16 protein-coding genes and 1 tRNA gene are annotated in these 21195 nt (G+C 63.3%); 6 read left to right on the top strand and 11 right to left on the bottom strand.

The window, feature by feature from the left end; translation table 11 throughout:
- The first annotated feature begins 92 nt into the window (after positions 1-92).
- The 3 genes from QMK22_RS15340 (at position 93) to QMK22_RS15330 (ending at position 3061) form a co-directional block, all read left to right on the top strand.
- Complete coding sequence (locus tag QMK22_RS15340; RefSeq protein ID WP_092112483.1) at positions 93-785, top strand: response regulator transcription factor; 693 nt, start codon at positions 93-95, stop codon at positions 783-785.
- Positions 786-833: 48 nt separating this feature from the next.
- Entirely contained in the window at positions 834-2570 is a 1737-nt protein-coding gene (locus tag QMK22_RS15335) for a sensor histidine kinase (RefSeq protein WP_283498521.1), read from the top strand.
- A gap of 200 nt (positions 2571-2770) precedes the next feature.
- Positions 2771-3061: a WXG100 family type VII secretion target gene (locus QMK22_RS15330; RefSeq protein ID WP_283498520.1), complete on the top strand. Its 291-nt coding sequence runs from the start codon at positions 2771-2773 to the stop codon at positions 3059-3061.
- A 153-nt stretch (positions 3062-3214) separates the two neighbouring features.
- Here QMK22_RS15330 and groL read toward each other — a convergent pair whose 3' ends face one another.
- From groL to QMK22_RS15305, 5 genes are all read right to left on the bottom strand, one after another.
- A complete protein-coding gene (gene groL / locus QMK22_RS15325; protein WP_283498519.1) occupies positions 3215-4843 on the bottom strand; it encodes a chaperonin GroEL in 1629 nt (542 codons plus the stop codon).
- Positions 4844-4986: 143 nt separating this feature from the next.
- Complete coding sequence (locus tag QMK22_RS15320; protein ID WP_283498518.1) at positions 4987-6042, bottom strand: DUF3048 domain-containing protein; 1056 nt, start codon at positions 6040-6042, stop codon at positions 4987-4989.
- Positions 6043-6113: 71 nt separating this feature from the next.
- On the bottom strand, positions 6114-6317 hold the full coding sequence (locus QMK22_RS15315) for a cold-shock protein (protein WP_283498517.1): 204 nt from the start codon (positions 6315-6317) through the stop codon (positions 6114-6116).
- Between the two features lie 287 nt (positions 6318-6604).
- Entirely contained in the window at positions 6605-7168 is a 564-nt protein-coding gene (locus QMK22_RS15310; RefSeq protein ID WP_283498516.1) for a LytR C-terminal domain-containing protein, read from the bottom strand.
- 80 nt (positions 7169-7248) lie between these two features.
- Complete coding sequence (locus tag QMK22_RS15305; RefSeq protein WP_283498515.1) at positions 7249-7545, bottom strand: DUF3263 domain-containing protein; 297 nt, start codon at positions 7543-7545, stop codon at positions 7249-7251.
- Between the two features lie 229 nt (positions 7546-7774).
- Here QMK22_RS15305 and msrB point away from each other — a divergent pair, with 229 nt between their 5' ends.
- Both msrB and QMK22_RS15295 read left to right on the top strand, forming a co-directional pair.
- Entirely contained in the window at positions 7775-8176 is a 402-nt protein-coding gene (msrB, locus tag QMK22_RS15300; protein ID WP_283498514.1) for a peptide-methionine (R)-S-oxide reductase MsrB, read from the top strand.
- Complete coding sequence (locus tag QMK22_RS15295) at positions 8177-8827, top strand: nitroreductase family protein (protein ID WP_283498513.1); 651 nt, start codon at positions 8177-8179, stop codon at positions 8825-8827.
- A gap of 34 nt (positions 8828-8861) precedes the next feature.
- Here QMK22_RS15295 and QMK22_RS15290 read toward each other — a convergent pair whose 3' ends face one another.
- From QMK22_RS15290 to QMK22_RS15265, 6 genes are all read right to left on the bottom strand, one after another.
- Positions 8862-9848: a DMT family transporter gene (locus QMK22_RS15290; protein WP_283498562.1), complete on the bottom strand. Its 987-nt coding sequence runs from the start codon at positions 9846-9848 to the stop codon at positions 8862-8864.
- Positions 9849-10162: 314 nt separating this feature from the next.
- Positions 10163-11758, bottom strand: coding sequence for an ABC-F family ATP-binding cassette domain-containing protein (locus QMK22_RS15285; protein ID WP_283498512.1), 1596 nt, complete (start codon positions 11756-11758; stop codon positions 10163-10165).
- A gap of 407 nt (positions 11759-12165) precedes the next feature.
- Positions 12166-15732, bottom strand: coding sequence for an LAVTG motif-containing sortase-dependent surface protein (locus tag QMK22_RS15280; RefSeq protein ID WP_283498511.1), 3567 nt, complete (start codon positions 15730-15732; stop codon positions 12166-12168).
- Positions 15733-16032: 300 nt separating this feature from the next.
- Positions 16033-17814 carry a helix-turn-helix transcriptional regulator gene (locus tag QMK22_RS15275; protein WP_283498510.1) on the bottom strand — a complete coding sequence of 594 codons (1782 nt, stop codon included), beginning with the start codon at positions 17812-17814 and terminating at the stop codon, positions 16033-16035.
- Positions 17815-18714: 900 nt separating this feature from the next.
- Positions 18715-18790 (bottom strand) — tRNA-Thr (locus QMK22_RS15270).
- Positions 18791-18907: 117 nt separating this feature from the next.
- Positions 18908-19765: a DsbA family protein gene (locus QMK22_RS15265; RefSeq protein WP_283498509.1), complete on the bottom strand. Its 858-nt coding sequence runs from the start codon at positions 19763-19765 to the stop codon at positions 18908-18910.
- A 293-nt stretch (positions 19766-20058) separates the two neighbouring features.
- Here QMK22_RS15265 and QMK22_RS15260 point away from each other — a divergent pair, with 293 nt between their 5' ends.
- Entirely contained in the window at positions 20059-21156 is a 1098-nt protein-coding gene (locus tag QMK22_RS15260) for an ABC transporter ATP-binding protein (protein ID WP_283498508.1), read from the top strand.
- Positions 21157-21195 lie beyond the last annotated feature (39 nt).

Raw genomic sequence — 21195 nt, 5'->3', positions numbered from 1 at the left:
GGTAATCCGGCCGCACCGGGCGTCGACGCGCAATCGCTGCGCACACCGTTCACTCTCAGGAAAGCTCCAGCTAACGCGCAGATACTGGGGACATGACTGACGGCCCCCGCATCCTTATCGTCGATGACGAACCCAATATCCGCGACCTCCTCACCACCAGCCTCCGTTTCGCCGGCTTCGCCGTGCGTGCCGTTGGCAACGGTGCGCAGGCAATCTCTGCCGTGCTCGAGGAGGAACCCGATCTCATCATCCTCGACGTCATGCTCCCCGACATGAACGGTTTCGGCGTCACCAAGCGCCTGCGTTCGGCCGGGTACACCGCACCGATCCTCTTTCTCACCGCCAAGGACGACACCGAAGACAAGATCACCGGCCTCACCGTCGGCGGCGATGACTACGTGACCAAGCCGTTCAGCCTCGACGAGATCGTGGCGCGCATCAAGGCCATCCTGCGTCGCACCATGCACGCTGATGAAGACGCCGTGATCCGCGCCGGCGAGCTCACCATGGATCAGGACACGCACGAGGTTCTCGTGGGCACCGAAGCCATTGAGCTGAGCCCCACGGAATTCAAGCTGCTGCGCTACCTCATGCTCAACCCCAACCGGGTGCTGTCGAAGGCGCAGATTCTGGACCACGTCTGGGAGTACGACTTCAACGGTGACGCGGGAATCGTCGAGAGCTATATCTCGTACCTGCGCCGCAAGGTTGATGTGCACTCGAGCGAGCCGCTGATTCAGACCAAGCGTGGCTTCGGCTACATGCTCAAGGCTGCCAAGGCCTAGTCACAGCACTCCGTATACACAGACAGCTTTCGTAGACTAAAGCCACTTATGCACGAATCCCTGTCCAGACGGTGGAGCAGCATCTCCCTCCGTTCCAAGATCACCGGTGTCACGGTGCTGATGCTCACGCTCGGCCTGCTCGTTTCGGGCATCGGCACCATGGCCATGCTCAAGCAGTATGTGGTGACCCAGGTGGACACACAGCTGCAGGTGGATATGCAAACCGCGCTCAGCGGATACTCGTCGAGCGTGTTCTCGCAGGGTGACACCGAGGGCGTCGCGTCGGATTACTTTGTGGCCCTGTACGACCAGGACGGCGCGCTGATCACCCGCACCTGGCAGGAACGCGACAATGCGGACCTGCCAGTGGTGGGAATGCCGCTCGACCTGAAGCGGGTCTCGCAGCTCGACGGACAGACCCAGATCCTGTGGAATGCGGCCCACGACACCGAGTTTCACGCCATCATGGTTCCCGTCGTGATCACCCCGACCGGCACCTACGGCACGCTCGTGATGGCGGTCTCATTGCGGCCGACCGAGAACACCATGGCCACCTACCTCACGATCTTTCTGGGCTTCGGAGCCGGCGTCGTACTGATCGGGGCCATGCTCACCCGGGTGCTCGTCACGACCACCTTCGTTCCGCTGCGCGAGGCCGAGCAGACCGCCGCCGCGATCGCCGACGGCGATTTCAGCCAGCGGCTCGGCGGCGCGACCCCGAACACCGAGGTCGGCCGCCTCAATCGGTCGCTCAACATCATGCTCAGCCGCATCGACCGGGCGTTCAAAGACCGGGCACGCACAATCGACCAGATGCGTCGCTTCGTCGGCGATGCCAGCCATGAGCTGCGCACCCCGCTCGTCTCGGTGCGCGGCTACGCCGAGCTCTACCGCATGGGCGCGCTGCAAACACCGGAAGATGTCGCCCAGGCCATGGAACGCATCGAGAAAGAGGCGATTCGCATGGGCGGGCTGGTCGAAGACCTGCTCGAACTCGCCCGTCTCGACGAGACCAAGCCGCTGGCCCTCACACCGGTCGACCTCGTTCCCCTGGCCCGGGATGCCGCCCTCGACGCCATGGCAAGTTCCCCGGGCCGCAAGGTCACCGTGCTCACTCCCCCGCCACTCTTCGGGCCGCTCGATGCCGATCTCGAGCACGACGCGCCACTCGACGGCGACACCGGAGAAATCCTGCCGCTCGAGACGGGCGCGGCCGACGTCACGACCGGCGCCATCACTCGGCCGTCGGGCACGGGCACACCCACCGGCGCCATTGCCTTCGCTGGAGCGACTCTGGCCCGGTTGCGCACCCGCAAGCCCCGCCGCGGAACGGCCGTACTGCCCGACAGCGAGCTGACCGTGCTGCCGGTCGAGCCACAACTGCCCCCGGTCGTCATGGCCGAGGAGAACAAGATTCGTCAGGTCATCACCAACCTAATGGGCAACGCGATGCGTTTCACCGGACCGGAGAGCCCGATCGAGCTCGAAGTCATGGTCGACCCGCGCACGCAACGAGCATCCATCGCCGTGGTCGACCACGGCGAAGGCATCCCGCCGCAGATTCGCGAGAAGATCTTTCAACGCTTCTGGCGGGCCGACTCGTCTCGCGCCCGAGAAACCGGTGGTAGCGGCCTCGGGCTGGCCATCGTCGCGGCGATCGTGGCCAGCCACAACGGCACAGTCGATGTCGTCGAGACGCCGGGCGGCGGCGCCACGTTCCGCGTCTCGCTCCCCCTCGCCGGAACGCCCAGCGCGCCGCAGCACGCGCAGCCCATCATCCCGTAAGGCGGCTGCCCGAGGCCCTGGCCGAGCGCCGCACGGCTGCCGCTGAGTTACCTCGGGGCTGCGGGGTTGCTCGCCGGTCCTGCACCGGCGGGGGTGAGCCGCATCCGCTCACAGATGCGCGCCCAACCGGTGGATGCCGACCCCCCGCCTTCTACGCTCACAGTCACCAACCACACTGTTACGTAGCAGAAAGGCACACCATGACGAGCTTCCAGGTCGACAGCGACGCGGTGCAGAGCACCGCCAGCACCGCCCGCGGCACGATTGCGCGGGTGCAGGCGGATGTCGGCGACCTCAACGCCCAGTTAACCAGCCTCGAAGGGTTCTGGACCGGTCAGGCCTCGGCCGCCTTTCAGGGGGCGTTCGCGGAGTGGCGCGGCATGCACCAGCAGCTGGAGGAGAGCCTCACCGTGCTCAACCAGGCCCTCACCATGGCCGGGCAGCAGTACGCGGAGACCGAGCAGGCCAACACCCGCCTCTTCGCCCGCTGACCGGCATCCGCTTCGCTGACGCCAGCACAGGTTCGACCCGATGTGCGCGCGAAAAAATGGCGCGCAACTCACCGTCGGTGGTGGGACACAAAAAAGTGGGCGCCTCCCGAGGGAGACGCCCACTTTGTGGTGCAGGTGCTAGCTGGCGGGGACTTAGAAGTCCATGCCACCCGAGGGGTCGCCGGCCGGAGCCGAGTTCTTCTCGGGCTTGTCAGCAACGACGGCCTCGGTGGTGAGGAACAGTCCGGCGATCGACGATGCATTCAGCAGCGCGGAGCGGGTGACCTTCACCGGGTCATTGATTCCGGCAGCGATCATGTCGACGTACTCGCCGGTGGCGGCGTTGAGGCCCCATCCGACGGGCAGGTTGCGCACCTTGTCGGCGACAACACCCGGCTCCATGCCGGCGTTCAGCGCGATCTGCTTGAGCGGGGCGTCGATGGCGACGCGCACGATGTTCGCACCCGTTGCCTCGTCGCCAACGAGGTCAAGAATTGCCTTGCCCTCGAATGCGGTCTTGCCGGCCTGGATCAGTGCAACGCCACCACCGGCGACGATGCCCTCTTCGACGGCAGCCTTGGCGTTACGCACGGCGTCTTCGATGCGGTGCTTGCGCTCCTTGAGCTCAACCTCCGTTGCGGCGCCGGCCTTGATGACAGCAACGCCGCCAGCAAGCTTGGCGAGACGCTCCTGGAGCTTCTCGCGGTCGTAGTCGCTGTCGGTGTTCTCGATCTCGGCACGGATCTGCGAAACGCGACCGGCGATGGCGTCAGCGTCGCCGGCACCCTCAACGATCGTGGTCTCGTCCTTGGTGATGACGACCTTGCGGGCGTTACCAAGCAGGTCGAGCGTGACGTTCTCGAGCTTGAGGCCGACCTCTTCCGAGATGACCTGTCCACCGGTGAGAATGGCGATGTCCTGGAGCTGAGCCTTGCGACGGTCGCCGAAGCCCGGAGCCTTGACGGCAACGGACTTGAAGATGCCACGGATCTTGTTCACAACGAGCGTGGCCAGAGCCTCGCCGTCGACGTCTTCCGCGATGATGAGGAGCTGCTTGCCGGTCTGGATGACCTTGTCCACGATGGGGAGCAGGTCCTTGATGTTGGAGACCTTGGAGTTGACGATCAGGATGTAAGCGTCTTCGAAGACGGCTTCCTGACGGTCGGGGTCGGTGACGAAGTACGCCGACAGGAAGCCCTTGTCGAAGCGCATGCCCTCGGTCAGTTCAAGCTCGGTGCCGAAGGTGTTCGACTCCTCAACGGTGACAACACCTTCCTTGCCGACCTTGTCGATGGCCTCGGCGATGATCGCGCCGATTTCGGGGTCGCCCGCAGAAATGGATGCGGTGGCCGCGATCTCTTCCTTGGTTTCGATCTCCTTGGCGCTGGCGACGAGCTCAGCGATGACCGCGGCCGTAGCCTTCTCGATGCCGCGCTTCAGGCTGATCGGGTCGGCGCCGGCTGCGACGTTGCGCAGGCCTTCGCGGACCAGGGCCTGGGCGAGAACGGTTGCGGTGGTCGTGCCGTCGCCGGCAACGTCATCCGTCTTCTTGGCGACCTCTTTGACGAGTTCCGCACCGATCTTCTCGTACGGGTCGTCGAGCTCGATCTCCTTGGCGATGGACACGCCGTCGTTGGTGATCGTGGGGGCGCCCCACTTCTTCTCCAGAACGACGTTGCGGCCGCGCGGGCCGAGGGTGACCTTGACGGTGTCGGCGAGAATGTTCAGGCCGCGCTCAAGCCCACGACGGGCCTCTTCATTGAATGCAATGATTTTTGCCATATGTGTAACTCGTCCCTCCCGGACGTTCCAAAATGATGATGGGGGTTAGCACTCAGGTGACGAGAGTGCTAAAACGATTCTGGCACTCTGGGGTCGAGAGTGCAAGCGAGCGTCGGGGCTGATCGGCGGCTCTCTGCCGACAGTCAGGGAACGAGATCGGTTGCGCCGGTGCCATTGGGCACGAACTGAAACCAGGTATTGCCCGGTGCCAGCCGAATTGTCACTCCGTTGGCGTCGACGAGGCGGATCGGCGCCGTCTGCGACTCCTTGCTCCAGGTGGCCGGAAGAGTCTTACCTCCGCTGGAAACCGTTGCGTCACCCGAGGCGATGAGCTCGGTTTTGGGGATGCTTTGGTCAACCGTGACGTTCACCCGCATCACGGCAACGTTGGTCGCAGCCAACTGGGTGCCCTCAGCCGTCAGGTCGGGAGCGCCGTCCTGGGCGCGCAGATAGGTGCCGGACTCGGCGTTCCAGGTCCAGCTGCGAACACTCGAGGTGGAGAACCGGTTGTTGATCACCGATATCGGGGCACCATCGACCGCAGCGGATGCCCCGGCGGGCGTAGCCGCATAGGCATACTGCTGTGTGGGTGGGGCGACGGACGCGTTGCGGTTGACGAATTCCGTTGCCGCGAGAATCACGTTGTGCGGGGCCGCGGTGGCGCTGGACCGGGAAAACAAGCCGGTCGTATCGTAGTCGAAGATGGCGCTGACCTGCCCGGTGGCGTTCATGGCATCAACGAAGCGCTGCTGCCCCCCGGAGAAGGCGACGAGGCCGCCGAACGGGGCAATGATGTCGGGATCCATCGGGCGGATAGACCGCACCGGCCCGACCTGGTCGGGAATGTCGGACTGCCACACCGCGACATACCGCGTGATTCCACCCTCAACCAGCTCTTCAAAGACCAGGTCGGTGCGATCGATCCCGATCTGCGGACGGGCGGCAATATGATTGTCGATCTTGGCCGCCAGCGACGGGCTGGCCGCCGAGTCCCCAGCGACGGTCATCCCGGTCAGCGGTGCGATCTGGGTGGCGGCAGGGTCGACATAGTCCGAGTTCCAGGCGGTTCCGCTGGGCGAGGCGGAGGGCCCGGGAGTACTGCCGGAACACGCGCTCAGCAGCAGTGCCGGTACGACCAAGGCGAGCAGTGCAGCACTCTTGACGGGTCGAGCGGTGCTGGCTGTTTTTTTCTTGATCACCGGTAAACACTAACGCCGCCCGTTGCAGCGGGCGGCGTTAGGTGGGGGACCGACCCCGAATGTGGGGTGGGTCAGGCGGGTCGAACCGACTCGGCCTGGGGGCCTTTCGCTCCGGCACCGACCTCGAAGACAACCTGCTGGCCTTCTTCGAGAACCTTGTAACCGGTCATGTCAATGGCCGAGTAGTGGACGAAAACGTCTTGGCCTCCCCCATCGACAGTGATGAAGCCGAAACCCTTTTCAGCGTTGAACCACTTTACGGTTCCGTTCGCCATGTGTTACTCCTTGCTCAATTTCGACGGCAACGGCCCATTGGCTGTTCCGGGCCCTGCCGCAGAGACTGCGTACATTCTGTGCGAGCAGCAAATCCCCGAGAGCAAGTCGTCTGTTGCAAGTTACCTGATAGTGCAAGTTACCTTGGGCGAGCGTTCCTGATCCGGGCGGGTATTGCCCGAACAAAATGTGTGACCAAGACCAGATATTACTGAAGCCACAGCGAAAGGAAAGGGCTTGACGAATGGAACAATGCCCACTAAGTCGCGGAGTGTTCTAGCCCGCGTCGTCAGCCCGCTGGTGCGACGTAGTCGTTGCCAACGACCACGGTCAGGTCGGCTCCCGAATCGACAAAATTGGTGGAGATGACGATCTTCGATCCCGGCAGCGAGGCGGCGAGGCCCCGCGCGGCGCCTTCCGTGGTCGCCTCGGCGTAGTAGATCACGGTGGTCGGTTCCGTATTGACACTCGCGTTTCCGGTGTCAACGACGTCCCAGCCGGCGGCCGTGAGGGTGTCACTGACGGATGCTGCCACACCGTTGTTCTCCGAGCCGTTCAGCACGCTGACCGACAGCGCCGGGTCAACGGTGGGTTCGGCGGTGGGAATGACGGTCTCGGTGGGCGTTGGCGTGGCACTGGCCGAGGCGAGACCGGGAATGTTGGAAAAGTCGAGCCGATTGTTGATGGCGAAAATTCCGATGACGCCCACGACGATCAGCAGCACCGTGGCGCCAAGCGCCCACCAGAACGCGACCCAGTGGCGACCTTTCTTACCCGGTGCCCGGTGCGCACCGACGCGGTCCAGAGCGTGGGCGTGAGTATCGAAACGGTCTTTCGCAAATTTTCGCGCCATGTTGGTTGGATCCTTGGTTGGTCGGCCGGGCCGAATCGAGTTGCGGCCGTGGTCGGTGTGCTGGCGGAAAACGGTTCGGGCTAGTCGTGGTTGAGCAGCGAACGAGTCGCGCGCGCCTCGGCACGGGCGGAACGCATCCGCTGCAACCGTTTCACGAGCATGGGGTCAAAAGCCAGCGCCAGCGGTGAATCGACCAGAGCTCCCAACAATTGATAGTACCGGGCAGCGGACAGGCCGAAGGTGTCGCGAATGGCCTCCTCCTTGGCGCCAACGTGCCGCCACCACTGTCGTTCGAAGGAGAGCACGGCTTCATCACGCTCACTCAGCTGCGCCGGAACCTCGGCGGGTGGCGTCGTGTTTGGTAGTTCCTCGCTCATAATGTTTCTCCCCCGAGACAGTTGCAACGGCTACTCCGTTGGGCCAATCCTATTTGTGGGCGGCTGTATGTTGCCCCGGCACGCCCGGCGTCGGCGCAGTGGCCGACTCGCGCGTGCCGTGTAAACGCTGCGAAACCCTCGGGTGCGGAATGCACGTGTGGGCGGGCGAGTTTAGGCTGGGTAGACGCTGTTCGGTGACCCGGACGGCCGGAACGAAGGGATATCCACCATGGACTATGCAATCAACAAGTCAAGCAGCGAGTGGCGCTCCGAGCTCGGCCCCGAGAAATTCGCGGTGCTGCGCGAGGCCGGCACCGAACGCCCAGGAACCGGCGAGTTGCTCGATGAGGGTCGGGCCGGCGTTTACACCTGTGGCGCCTGCAACGCGGAGCTATTTCAGAGTGGAACCAAGTTTGATTCCGGCTGCGGCTGGCCCAGTTTCTACGAGTCGGTACGGCCCGAAGCGGTCGAGCTGCTCGAAGACCGCTCGCTCGGCAGCGTGCGCACCGAGGTGCGCTGCGCGAACTGTGGCTCGCACCTCGGGCACGTTTTTCCCGACGGGTTCGGAACCCCGACCGGGGACCGGTACTGCATGAACTCCATCTCGCTCAACTTCACGCCCGCCGAGTAGATGGTCGAGTCACGCCCGCTGGTCGCGCCAGATCCGTCGGTCGAGCTTGTCGCGTCCGCACCGGCGGGCCACGATGTGGTCGCACCCAGCTCGACCACCGCGCCCAGCCCGGTTCTGGCGGCAGTGCAGCAGCGGCGCAGCTACTCCAAGGTGACCATGGTCGCGCCCACCCGCGCCGAACTACTTCCCCTCGTGGCCGCCGCGGCGCGAGTGGCCGATCACGGTGCATTGCGGCCCTGGCGGCTGCTCGAACTGCGCGGCGCGGCCCGGGAGCAGTTGGGGGCGGCGTTTGTGGCGGCATCCGCTTGTGTCGGCGACGAGGCCACCAAGCTCGCGGGCAAGCCGTTGCGTGCCCCGCTGCTGATTGCCCTCGTCGCGGCGCGTCGAGTGAGCTTCAAGGTGGCCGATTGGGAGCAGGACGCCACGGCGGCGGGTGTCGCGCACCTGCTCACCCTGCTGCTCGACGACGCCGGCTGGGGCGCGATGTGGCGCACCGGCCCGCTCGTGCGGAGCGATGCGGTGCGCACCCTGCATGACCTGGCCGACACCGAAGAGCTGCTCGGCTGGCTGTATGTCGGTGGTGTTCCGGAGGATGCAAAGCCGGGCGTGCGGCTGTCGATCGACCCCGAGGAGTTTGTGACGGCGCTCTAGCCGGCTTCGACTCGAGTCGACGAGCCGCCGACGGTCAGCGGGCGTGGCCTGGACGGCGCCAGCGCACCGCGGCGATAACGACGGCCGCGAGGGCCAGGGCGGTGCCGGCCACGGTCGTCATGCCGAGCGGATGCCCCGCCGAGGGCACGAGCACGTCCAGCACCAGGGCACAGATCAGCTGGCCGGCCACGATGCTCAGGCCGAGCATGAGCACCCCGGTCGTGCGCACGACGAGCGCGGCCCCGGCGATGAAGATGCAGCCGATCAGCCCGCCGGTGTAGAGCCACGGATTGCTCGGCAGGTCCAGCGCGAAACCGGCCAGAAGCCCGTGCACGATCGCGGCGAGCACGAGGGCGGCGGTGCCGGTGAGAAAGTTCAGAAAAGTCGCCGTGAGCGCACTCTGTGCGGTGACCCGCACCTGGCCGTTGACGGCCTGCTGCCAGCCTTGGCCGATTCCGGCCAGCAACGGAAGCGCGAGCAACCAGAGCGCGTCGCTGCCGTGCAGTTCAGTGCTCACCGTGAAACCAACGGCCACCAGGGCCAGCAGCGCGCCGATGATTTTTGACGTGTGCAACGGGCGGCGGCCGCCCGGACCGATGCCGAAGCGGTCCATCAGCACGCCGCTCACGGTCTGGCCGGCCACGACGGCGACGGTGAACAGGGCGAGGCCGAGCGGCGCGGCGACGAGGCCCTGCGACAGCACGAACAGGGCTCCGGCGACCCCGCCGAACAGGTGCCACCACGACAGGTTCTTCGCGTTGACGGCGCGCGCAACGAGTTGCAGGCCGCGGCGACCGCGACGAAAGGCCACGAGACCGAGGCCGAGGATGACCAGGCCGGAGCCGAAGGAGATGACGGCGGCGGTGAACCCATCGCCGATTTGGTGCCCGAGTTCGCCGTTCACCCGGGATTGAACGGCATAGAGCGCACCGATCAGCACCGAGAAGACGAGAGCGAGCCAGACCGGCACAGCGGATGCGGCGGGCGCGGCGGAAGCATCCGTTCGGGTGTCGGCGCGCATCTGTGTCACGTGGCAATAATACGAGACGGGACATGGGGCCTTGCACCGCGCGGGGGTGCTTCCGCTCCTGATCTCGCCCGGCTGTTTCGCCCGGGCCCACCTTACGCAACCGGGCCCATGATCTATCGCGGGCCCAGTTTCCGGGCCCGGGCCCGGACACCACGACGGGACGCGCGAACGAGAGCGGCGGCATCCGTTCGAAAACGACCACACCCAGACTGCCCGCCTCCGGGCCCACCCTGTGCAACCGGGCCCATGATCTATCACGGGCCCAGTTGCCGGGCCCGGGCCCGGGCACAAGTACGGCGGGACGGCTAGGCGGCGCGGACCTCGATCTGGCCGGGGGCCGCTCCTTCGCTGCCGAAGACGAGGCGACGGTTGGCGATCTTATCGGTGAAGAACCGGTCGTGGCTCACGACCACGACGGCACCGGGAAAGTGCACGAGGGCGCGTTCCATCACCTGGGTGCTCGACATGTCGAGGTGGTTGGTCGGTTCGTCGAGCAGCAGAACCGAAGCGCCCGAGAGCAGGCACTGGGCCATGGCAACGCGGGCGCGCTGGCCGCCCGAGAGAGCCCCGATCTTCTGTTTGAGATCGGCCTCACTGAATTGGAACATGGTTAGAAAACGGTTGACCGACTTCTTCGTGGCCGTGAGGGCGAGGCTGCCGGGCATGGCGTTGACGGCGTGGCTGACGGTATCGGTCTCGTCGAGTTCGGCCAGAATTTGGTTGTACGACACGACGCCGGCGCCGCTGGCCCAGGCCACGTCGCCATGGTCGGCCATTTCCTCGCCCGTGAGCACCCGCAGCAGGGTAGTTTTGCCGCTGCCGTTGCTGCCGAGCACGACGATGCGGTTGCCGCGACGCACCTCGAAGCTGAGGTTTTCGAACAAGATCTTGTCGCCGTAGCTCTTGGCCAGACCGTCGACCCGGCAGAGAACATCCTTAACGTGCAGGTTGCCGTAGATCTCGGTGATGATCTGGTCGACCGGGCGCGGCGTGCGGGACTTCTTGATGTGCGCCAGCTGGTTGCCGAGCTGCCGGCTCTCCGCCTTGGCAGCCTCGCGGCGATCGGCGATACCCTCGGCTTCGAAGGCGAGCAGCTCGGATTCATGCACAAACTGTGCCGCGAGGGTCTTGAGCCGAAACTGCTTCTGCACAATGTACTCGCCGAAATTACCGGGGTACTCGTGCAGGTGAAAGTTTTCGACCTCGATGATGCGGGTGACGACGGCGTCGAGAAACTTGCGGTCGTGCGAGACCACGATGGCGGCACCCTTGAAGCTCTTGAACCACGCTTCGAGCCACTCGACACCGGCCACATCGAGGTAGTTGGTGGGCTCGTCAAGCAGCAAAACGTCGGGGGCCTCGAGCACGATCTTGGCCAGGGCGGCACGGTTGCGCCAGCCGCCGGACAGCTCGTCGATGGCGCACACACGGTGTGCCTCGTTGAATCCGAGGGTGGTCAAGGCGGTGTCGATGTGGCGTTTGTAGTCCCAGCCGTCCAGGCGATCCATCTCCTCGAACAGCTCGCCCTGGCGGGTGATCAGCCGGTCGAGCTCGGCGCTGGCCGAAGAGTCGAGAGCGATTGCGGCGTCGATCGCGGCCAGTTCGGCCTCAACCGCTTTCACGGCCACGAACAGTTCGTCGAGCACCTCGGTGATGGTCTGCGCGCCGTTGAGCTCGGAAAACTGGGAGAAGTAGCCAACGCTGATGCCGTCGTCGAGGGTGACCTCGCCGGTGTCGGGAGAGACTTGATCGAGGATGAGCTTGAGCATGGTGGACTTGCCGGAGCCGTTCTTGCCGATCAGGCCGACCCGGTCTCCGGGTTCCAGACGAAAGAACGCTTCCCGCAGAATCTGCGTGTTCTCAAAGCGGATGCTGACATCGTTCAGCCGGATCAGGCTCATGCGTGTGTCCTCTCGTGGCGCGACCTACGCGCGTGAGCGGCATCCGCTCGTTAAACCCCAGCAATCAGTGTACGTGGCGGGGACATCGTGGCGGGTGCGATCGGGCCGTGCGTCAGCCAGTGCCAGAGTCCAAGCGACCCCGGTCACGTGCGAAACTCTGGACCTACCAGTTGTCCTAAGTCGTAGAGGAAAAGAGTATGCCCCGAGAACGCGGGGGACGTTCTCGAGGCATACAGGATTTGGGTCTTTGATCTATGATCGTAGACCCGCTCTGACTCATCGTCAGAGTCTGATCGGTCACCGCGCGATCGTGACGAAGTGACCCGGTTTTCGAGCGACGGAGTTTGACGCGGCGGTGGCCTACTTGTGAGGAGCCACCACCGCGTCAACGTCGGGCAACGGCGCTGCTACGCGGTCCCGTTGCTGTCAATTGTGACGTGGCGGCGGCGAGCGATGAGCATCACTCCGCCCGCAACCAGGAGGAGGATCGCGGTTCCACCGATCCACAGCGTCAGCGTGACTCCCGTCATCGCAAGTCCACTCTGGACCGGGGTGACGGGCGCGGCCTCGGTGAAGCCATGCCAGTCATCCGCGTCGTCGATTGCGGTACCAGAATGCAGGCCGGTCGCTGTCACCGTGGCACGGTCGCTGTGCGACTGGGCCGGTACAAGCGCGGACAGGGTGCCCGTGCACTCGAATTGCGAGCCAACGGTGAGAGGACCATCCCACGTCGTACCCGTTGACCCATCGGTGAACGTACAGACAAGATCCTGGATCTCACCGTTCCCGTCGGTCAGCTCATCACTGACAACGATGCCGATGAGGTCCTCATTGCCATCGTTAGAGATGGTGAAGTGGATCTGCGACTTATCGCCGGCCTTAAGCTTCTTGCCTGGGGCTGTGTCGAAGTCGCCGTCGTAGCCGTCGTTCGTGAGAGCGCCGGACTCGTCATAGGCGGGGGCTTCGCCCTGATCGTTCCATTTCTCGATATCGACGCTCGGCGTCGGAACGTACGCGTTCCATGCATCCTCGTCAGCTACGTCGCCGCGTGACGTGACTCCAACTCCGGTGACCTGCGCCAGATCGGCGTGGGTGTCGCCTGTCTGAAGCGCCGGCAGGGTGCCGGTGCACGCGAATTGGGTACCGATCAGGAAGGGGCCAGCCCATTCGGTGCCGGTTGACGCGTCAGGGAAGGTACAGGTGAGATCTTGGATCTCACCCTTGCCAGCCTCGAGTTCGTCGCTCACGACCACATCGACCAGGTTCTCGCGACCGCTGTTGGAGATCGTGAAGTTGATCGGCAGGGCCTCGTCGGCCTTCAACGGCTTTCCGGGTGCTGTGTCGAAGTCGCCGTCGTAGCCGTCGTTCGTCAGAGCGCCGGACTCGTCATAGGCGGGGGCTTCGCCCTCATCGTTCCACTTCTCGATATCGATGCTCGGGTCGCCGACCGGGGTGATGACCGCGTCTGAGCCCGCGATGGTGTTCACGATTGCGCCGGAAGCGTCGTTGGCGCGTACAGCGAAGTACGTCACGATTCGTCCCTGGTTCGGGTTCAGGCTCGTCCCGTTTTGCTGACGGATCGTCACTACGCCGTCGGCATAGGAGGCGATCACGTTGCCGTTAATATCGACGGCGTCGCTGCTCAAGCTGTCCAGGTTCGGGACACCGTTCTGATCGAGACCGACAAAGCCGAGGAAATCGACAGAATCGGGGAGCACGTCTTCGCGGGGGAAGATCGACACCGGGAACGCTTCGCCGTAGTTGCCGCGCGGGATGAGCTCGATGGAGTAGATAAACCGGTCGTCCACGAAGACACCGTCTTGGATCGCAGCATCTCGAGCAGAGGTCCATTCACCGGTCGCGGTGTCGTAGACCCGTTTGCGCAGTTCCGCTTCGTCACCGTAGGACGTCGCCTCAGAGTCCTCATCGCTCCAGTAGTCCCAGTCGGAGTCGTCACTTTGCAACGTGGCCCGGTTGTAGATCTCATACGTCTTCTTACCCTCGAAGAGGATCGTCGTGAAGACGATGTTGATGACCCACTTCTGCCCCTCCGGCAGGCTTCCAACGAGCGTTTTGCCTGCTGTGCTGAGTTCGATGACAAGTCGGCCGTCATCGTTGGTGCTCAATGCGAAGTGCTCACGGGTGAGCGCCTGACCACCGTAGGAACCCGTTACCGGGATCGAATCGAGATCGGAGATGTCGAAGATGTCGGTGTTCAGTTCGTCGATGATCCGGCTAGTCAGTGGATCCACGTTCGCCTTGCTCGTGTCAATATCGAAGCGGTAGGGCACCTGGGCGCTCTCGCCCGGGGTCACCCGAACTTCGGCATCCTGCGCCGTCTTGTTGAATGCCGCGGAGTCGTTGACGCCACTCTCGTAGTCTGCGGGCAGCACGACCACACCGGCGTTATGGTCGCGGTTCACCGGATCACCATCGCGGTAGTGGAACTGCGCGCGGTTGTTCCACGGGTAGTACATCCCGTCAATGACAGTGGTGTTGTCGCTGCCGGTGAGACCATCGATCGTGTTGAGCTGCGCCTTGACCTGGATGCTCACGTCAGTCGTGTTGTCCTTACCGACATTCACAAACAACGTCTGGCCGACAAGAGCGTACTGGCCAACATATTCGTCGGAAGCGAACTGCGCAGCCGTTCCATCGAACCCGGTCGCCTCCGTAAGAGAGGAGATAGGCCCGGAACCGCTGACGCTAATAAAATCTGCACCCGTGTTCCACGCAGCCTGATCGATGAGCGTGTCGCTCACGACAACGTTCTGCCCGAGAACGAAATTGGCGTTGCGCCCGTCCCAGGGGGTGAGATTCGCGCGGAGCGTGTACGTCATCTCCGCGGCAGGCTGCAGCGTCCCGCCCTCGTTGGTGACCACATCGCGCAGAGTCCAGTTACCCGTCTTCGCGAAGTTCGTACCGATGCCAACACCAGGGATGTTGCCGCGGAGACGCACGCTGACGGAGCGCTCCTGCTCCCCGCCGAAGACCGCGTCGTTGGGCAGCGTGATCTCATAGTTGCCCGGGGAATCGTTACGGGCTTCGAACTGTGCCTGAAGCAAGGCTTCCAGTGCCGCGATATCGGTCACCTGCACCTGGTACGTGATGCGCAGTGTTGATTGGGCGGGAACCTCAACCGTGCCTGAGAAGGAGTTGCCGGTCACCGTCGGCTCGAAAGTGAAGGGAATCGTACCGTCGGCCGTGGTGAGCTGGGCCGCGAACGAGCCGGTCACGAAGCCGAGACCGGCTGCGAGTTCATCGGTGAGCGAGTATCCGCTGCGTGCCTCGGCAGAGGAAAGCACGAGTGTGTACGTCAGCACCTGATCAGCGATCTCAGGTTTGAGGCCTTCGAACGTGTAGTCGGGAGTTCCGCTGGTCACCACGAACCCGTCCAAATTGTTCGGATTCACAGCCTTGTTGTAGCTATCGGTGATTTCGACTGGCGGTGTGACCTTGTCTTCAACAATGATCGTGACGCCGCCGTCGTCATCACCGGTATTCCAGATAATCGGGGATTCGGTGTCGCCGTCGACCTGTCCGGCCTTCAGCTGGATCGCGAAAGCACCCTCGGTGATTCCATCCGGGATCGGATCCTTAAACGTAACCGTGAAGGTGCCATCCCCGTTTTCCACCGCAGACTCGATCGCGTCATTGCTCGGCAAACCGCCGGCGACAGTGATGCCGGCGGGCAGCGTGATCGTGATCTGTTTCCCAGCGATATCCGCAGCCGCGTCGTACTGGACGCGCAAGGTGATGTCGTCTCCTTCCGGGATCACCGCGTCGTCCCCGACCACGGTGCCGTTGTGCAAAACGGCGATATCGATACCCGGTGTGGCAGCCTGTGACGCCGAAGCGGTCAGACCGACAAATCCAAAGCTCAGCGCGACGACCGCAAGCACGGCGACAACGCGATGCGCGAGACTGGCGTCCCGACTTCTCTGCTGTTTCCAGCCCCTCCATCGTGTATTCACACGGTTCTCCTCTTTCTCAATGAGCTGTTGACTACGCCGAAAGCGCGTCGCGGCCGCACGCATCAGAACCGATGCGGCGGCGCAGAAAATACCTGGCAGATAAACGTTCGCCCTCACCATTGAAAGGCACGCACGGGTGCGTCCAGCGCAAAGGCTCGTGGTTTTTCACCCTGACTTTCACCATCGAGGCCCTGGTAACGCCGGTCGAAAATAGGGCCAGGTATGCCGACAGTTTTGCTTGCAGGATGATTGGCTGTGTCGATCGGGCCTTCCAAGAATTGGTGCCTGAAACGCGTTTGGTCAGTCGAGAATTCCTAGCACGGCGGCGCGCGTGAGCGCTGCATCTCGCGAGGAGACGCCCATCTTGCGGTAGATGGAGGCCAATTGGGACTTCACAGTGTTGCGCGAGACGAACAAGCGATCAGCAATCTCATCAAGTGCGGGCGTTTCATCGAGGAGCTCCAGCACCGTTTGTTCCCGAGAGGTGAGATGCGTCGCCCGCGTGGATATAGAGTCGCCAGCGGTTATCTCGGAGCCGATCAGTGAAACGGTGGCTCGATCGACGCCTGCGCGAATGAGAGCGGCGGTAAGCGCGTCTTGATCTTGCGGAGCAATAAAACGCAACGTGGACCGTAACTCGGTTTCGGTGAGACGTTCGGCGACCCGTTCCGCGATGCCGCGAACCTCGTCTTCAAACTCGTTGCGTGACGCAACGCATAAGAGGACAAGATCAGCTTCCAAATGGCTGCGGGGCGCGGAGAGCGGGTCTTTGACCACTCGTTGCGCTTGCCGTGCTGCCGAGGAGGACCGCCCGAGTGCCAGCTCCGCCCACGCGAGCACCACCCGACAGGTGTCGCTGTGCTTCGCTGAACGTGCTGCGACACGTCGCGCCGCATCGAGATCTCCTGTACTGAGCAGCAGCTCTGCTTCGGCAGCGTCGAGAAAGCTTCGTGATAGCGCGGTTCCCGGTGCAGGGCCTCGTGTTTTGCGGAGTTGTTTCAGTCGCAAGAGGCCGAGATCAGCCTCTCCTGCCGGCTGATCGCGCCGTGAGCGCACCCACGCGAACAGGGTCCAATGCTCGATGACATCTTCGATCGGACCTGCAGCGCGAATGTACGCGTCTGCGCTGTGGGTATCACCCTCTTCGAGGGCGAGAATCGCCCTACCCAAATTAAAAAAATCTGCCGGGCTCGAGGTTCGCCATCCGGCGGGCCACGTCGCGCGATCAGCTTCGTCGAGCAGTCGTCGCGCGGTTGGTAACTCTCCGCTCAACGCGGCAAGGCCACCGCGCAGCGCCAACGGATCGACACGGTCATTCCTGCCAGCTTCCGTGTGTCTAGCCTCAGCGAGCTCGAAGCACTGCCGGGCGAGCGCATAGTTGCGAAGATAAAACGCGCTGATGCCCAGATGCACTTGCAACGCTGGGCCTAACCGCCCCAGTTTCTCCATGTCTTCGTCGCTCAGCTCGGCAAGCTCATCGAACGCTCGACGAACACGCGGAAGCACTGACGTCGCCAACGGCGTGAGCCGCAACGCCGCAACCTCAAAGATCTGGTAGGCGACTCGCTCTCGATGCGTACCACGGCCCGGCTGCAACCTTTGGAACAGTGACTCCGAAGCGAGGAGTTGGACCGCGCGCGGCCTCGTTTGTGGGTCCATGTGCGACAGCAAGACAAGCATTATCGTCAGCACAGGGTGGCCCCGAAGCTGGGACGCAGGAAGGCTCGTGAATACCCTGTACGTGGTATCGCGTGATTCAAGAAGTTCGATCATGTTCTGGAATACGACTTCAGTCGCCAATTCCAAGTCCTGAATCAGAAATGCTGCCCGCAAGGCAGAAAGTGGGTCTCTCTCGAGAAGGGAGGATCGCACAGCCACATCGAGCAACCGGCGTCGTTCTTCAGCTGAGAGCATCTTCTCAGCGTCCTCAAACAGCACCCCGCGAACATACGGGTGCAGTACCAGCCAGTCATCGTCCCAGTCAGCAATCCCGATCTGTTCAAGTTCAATGAGGAGTCGTGGCGGCAGTACCCAGGCGTCCATGATCCGCTGATCGACTCGCGGCAGTAGTGTTAGTTTCAACGCGCTTGCGTACCATCCTTGATGCGCGCTCAGGTCCTCCTGCAGTCGGGTCCGAAAGCGCGCTCGCGCCCCGGAGAATCCCCGGCTGGCGGGCCTCAACCTCTTCCCGCACCGCAACCGCGAGCCCTCCAGACTTACGCAGTAGTTCTTCCCGTTCAGCGTCACCCGACAGCACCCCCGCGTCGCGCAACTCATCGAGAGAGAACGCGAGCTCGTGCGCCGTGATCACGTCGATTGCTGCGTGCGTGGCTGAAGAGAGCCGTAGGAATGTTTGTCGAGTTCTCGTGGAGATCACGACCCGGAGCTTCGGTGAGTTGTTGATCAACATCCCCAGGCGCGCGCATTCGCCCTCATCCATCTGTTCAGCCTGATCGATCACGAGCACCCCCGGCCCGTTCGCCGCTACCCGTTTTATTGCAGCAAAGGGCAATTGCCCGTGTTCTGGTTCGCACCACAACAGCGGGGAGGCCACAGATTCCGCCCACACAGCGATGAGTGTCGTTTTTCCGGAGCCAGTTGGCCCACACACAACGATCACGTCGTCCCAGGCATGCAGTCGATCTACCAGACGCGGTCGCGCGAGCATTCCGCGCGGAATCCGCTGACCGCCTCGGGAGCCGCGAACATCTCCAGTCTGCGCTACCCGATCCACGTCGAACCCTTCTCAAATACTGCAGTGCTTGGAGACGATGATCCACAACGCTTAGGCCGCAGCTAAGCAGAACGGCGCGCAACGGTCAAAACGACGTGGACCGTGATCGAGCAAGGAGACAGATCGCCAGCCCGGCCAGGACGGGCGCCAGCCAGGTCGTTCCTGTGCAAACGTACGGCTACCCCCGGGTCTGTCGCCGCTTCAGACGCAGTCCAGAAAGCCTGCGATCCCAGTGTTTACAAGGGTTGTGGGGCCGGCCACGGGACTTGAACCCGTAACCCCCACTTTACAAGAGTGGTGCGCTACCAATTGCGCCAGGCCGGCATGAGGCATAAGCCTCAAGTGTCCATCCTAAATGATTTCAGCGCCACCACGGGCACTACCGAAAGCGGATGCCCGCGGCAAGCCCGGCACAGTGCGCTTTCGTACGGACCGAGCCAACTAAGCCGCGGGAGTCGGTGTGGGGGTTGGCGTGGGCGTTGACGTTGAATAGGTTTCGCCGAGGGCCTGCTGCACGAAGGTCGCGAACTCTTTCGGGTCTTCGAGGGATCCGGTGTACGGCTTGCCGTTGACCAAAATAGTGGGGGTTCCGATGATGGATTTCATCGAGGAGTTGGGGATCGGGCCGTCGAGCGAACGATCGGTCGCGGCCTTGACCCACGACTCGTAGCTGCCCTCATCGATGCAGGTATTGATGCTGGAACGCGCCGTACTCACGCCGGCATCCTTCACGACGGCCTTGATCTCGTCGTTGCTGCGGCCGAGCGAGGTCTCTTCCGGCTGGTCAACGAACAGGGCGGAGCTGAACGCGAAAAAATCGTCGGGTGAATAGTTGGCGACGCAGGCCGCCGCGTTCGCTGCCCGCAGGGAATACTTGGTTCCGGACGATTTGCTCGTGAGGATGGCCACCGGATGAATCTCGACGGTCGCCGCCCCGGTGTCCACCCACTGGGCGATCTGCTCGTTGTTGGCCGCCTCGAAGTCGCCGCAGAGCGGGCACAGGTAGTCGACGTAAATGCGGATATTCGCCACGGCGCCCGTAGTATCCGGCTCGGACGGCCGCGGTTTGGCATCGGGCTGCAGCGCGGGGGTCACGGCGGTGATCAGGCCTTCACCGATGAGAGCGCCGTCGCTCGCCATGTTTTTGGGGCCCGGACCGGCTGGTTTGATCGAATTCACGATAACTACGGCGACCAAAACGACAATGGCGATGGCCGCGACGCCGAGGCCACCCTGCACAAAGACTTTGTTGCGGCGGTCCTTCTTTTTTTGACTGACCCGGAGCTGTTTGGCCTTCACTCGGGCAGCGTCACGCCGTCGGTGTTTTGAAGGACTGCTGTCGCTGGGTCCGTCAATAGTCATAAAGGATCGCTTTCGGGAAATAGGGGCGCGTGTGGGGGCACCTTCCGAATAGTAGATCCCCTGACTGGGAAACGACCAAACGGGGCGTAGCTGTGAATACCCGCACTGGCGGCATCCTTCATGTAATAATAAAAAAGTCGTGTGCTGATTTCTGGTCAGTTCTCGACGGACAAATCCTATTCACAACGGATCGTCCGGCACGTTCCTGCCGGTGAAGGAGTAAAACAATCATGGCTTCAGTGACCTTTGACAAAGCAACCCGGCTCTACCCGGGTTCCACTCGACCGGCTGTTGACCAGCTCGACCTGCAGGTCGCCGATGGCGAATTCCTGGTTTTGGTCGGCCCGTCCGGCTGTGGCAAGTCCACTTCGCTGCGTATGCTCGCCGGCCTCGAAGAAGTCAACGATGGCAACATTCTCATCGGTGACCGCAACGTGACCGACGTACCGCCGAAAGACCGCGACATCGCCATGGTGTTTCAGAACTACGCGCTGTACCCGCACATGACCGTCGCCGAGAACATGGGCTTCGCGCTCAAGATCGCCGGCATCAACAAAGACGAACGTGCCGCCCGCGTGCTCGAAGCCGCCAAGCTGCTCGACCTGGAACCGTACCTCAGCCGCAAGCCGAAGGCGCTCTCCGGTGGTCAGCGTCAGCGCGTTGCCATGGGCCGTGCGATCGTGCGCCAGCCGCAGGTATTCCTCATGGATGAGCCGCTCTCCAACCTCGACGCCAAGCTGCGCGTGCAGACGCGTACGCAGATCGCGTCGCTGCAGCGTCGCCTCGGCGTCACGACCGTTTACGTGACTCACGACCAGACCGAGGCGCTCACCATGGGTGACCGCATCGCGGTGCTGAAGGACGGCATCCTGCAGCAGGTCGGCTCACCGCGCGACCTGTACGCGAAGCCGCAGAACGTGTTCGTGGCCGGCTTCATCGGCAGCCCCGCGATGAACCTGTTCCTCGCTGAGACCGTCGACGGCGGCATCAAGTTCGGAACCGCGACCGTTCCCGTGCAGCGGGACACGCTGGCCGGCGCGAGTGGCAAAAAGGTGACTATCGGCATCCGTCCCGAGGACATCCAGATGTCGTCCACCGCGGGCGAGGGCCTGCAGATCGAGGTCGACCTCGTCGAGGAGCTCGGCGCCGACGGCTACCTCTACGGTCACTCCACCATCGAGGGCAAGCGCACCGACATCGTCGCGCGCGTCGACGGCCGGTCGCACCCGAACGCCGGCGAAACGGTGTACCTAACGGCTACGCCGAACCACCTGCACGTGTTCGACGCCGAAAGCGGCCTGCGCCTTGGTGGCGCCGTAACCGACTAATCGGCTCTCTAAACGGCTGGAGGGAGTTCTCCCTCCAGC

It is taken from the genome of Cryobacterium sp. PH29-G1, from assembly GCF_030063365.1.
Lineage (GTDB): Bacteria > Actinomycetota > Actinomycetes > Actinomycetales > Microbacteriaceae > Cryobacterium.
Note: the sequence above shows the minus strand (reverse complement) of the source record. Positions and strands in the feature narration are given on the sequence as shown.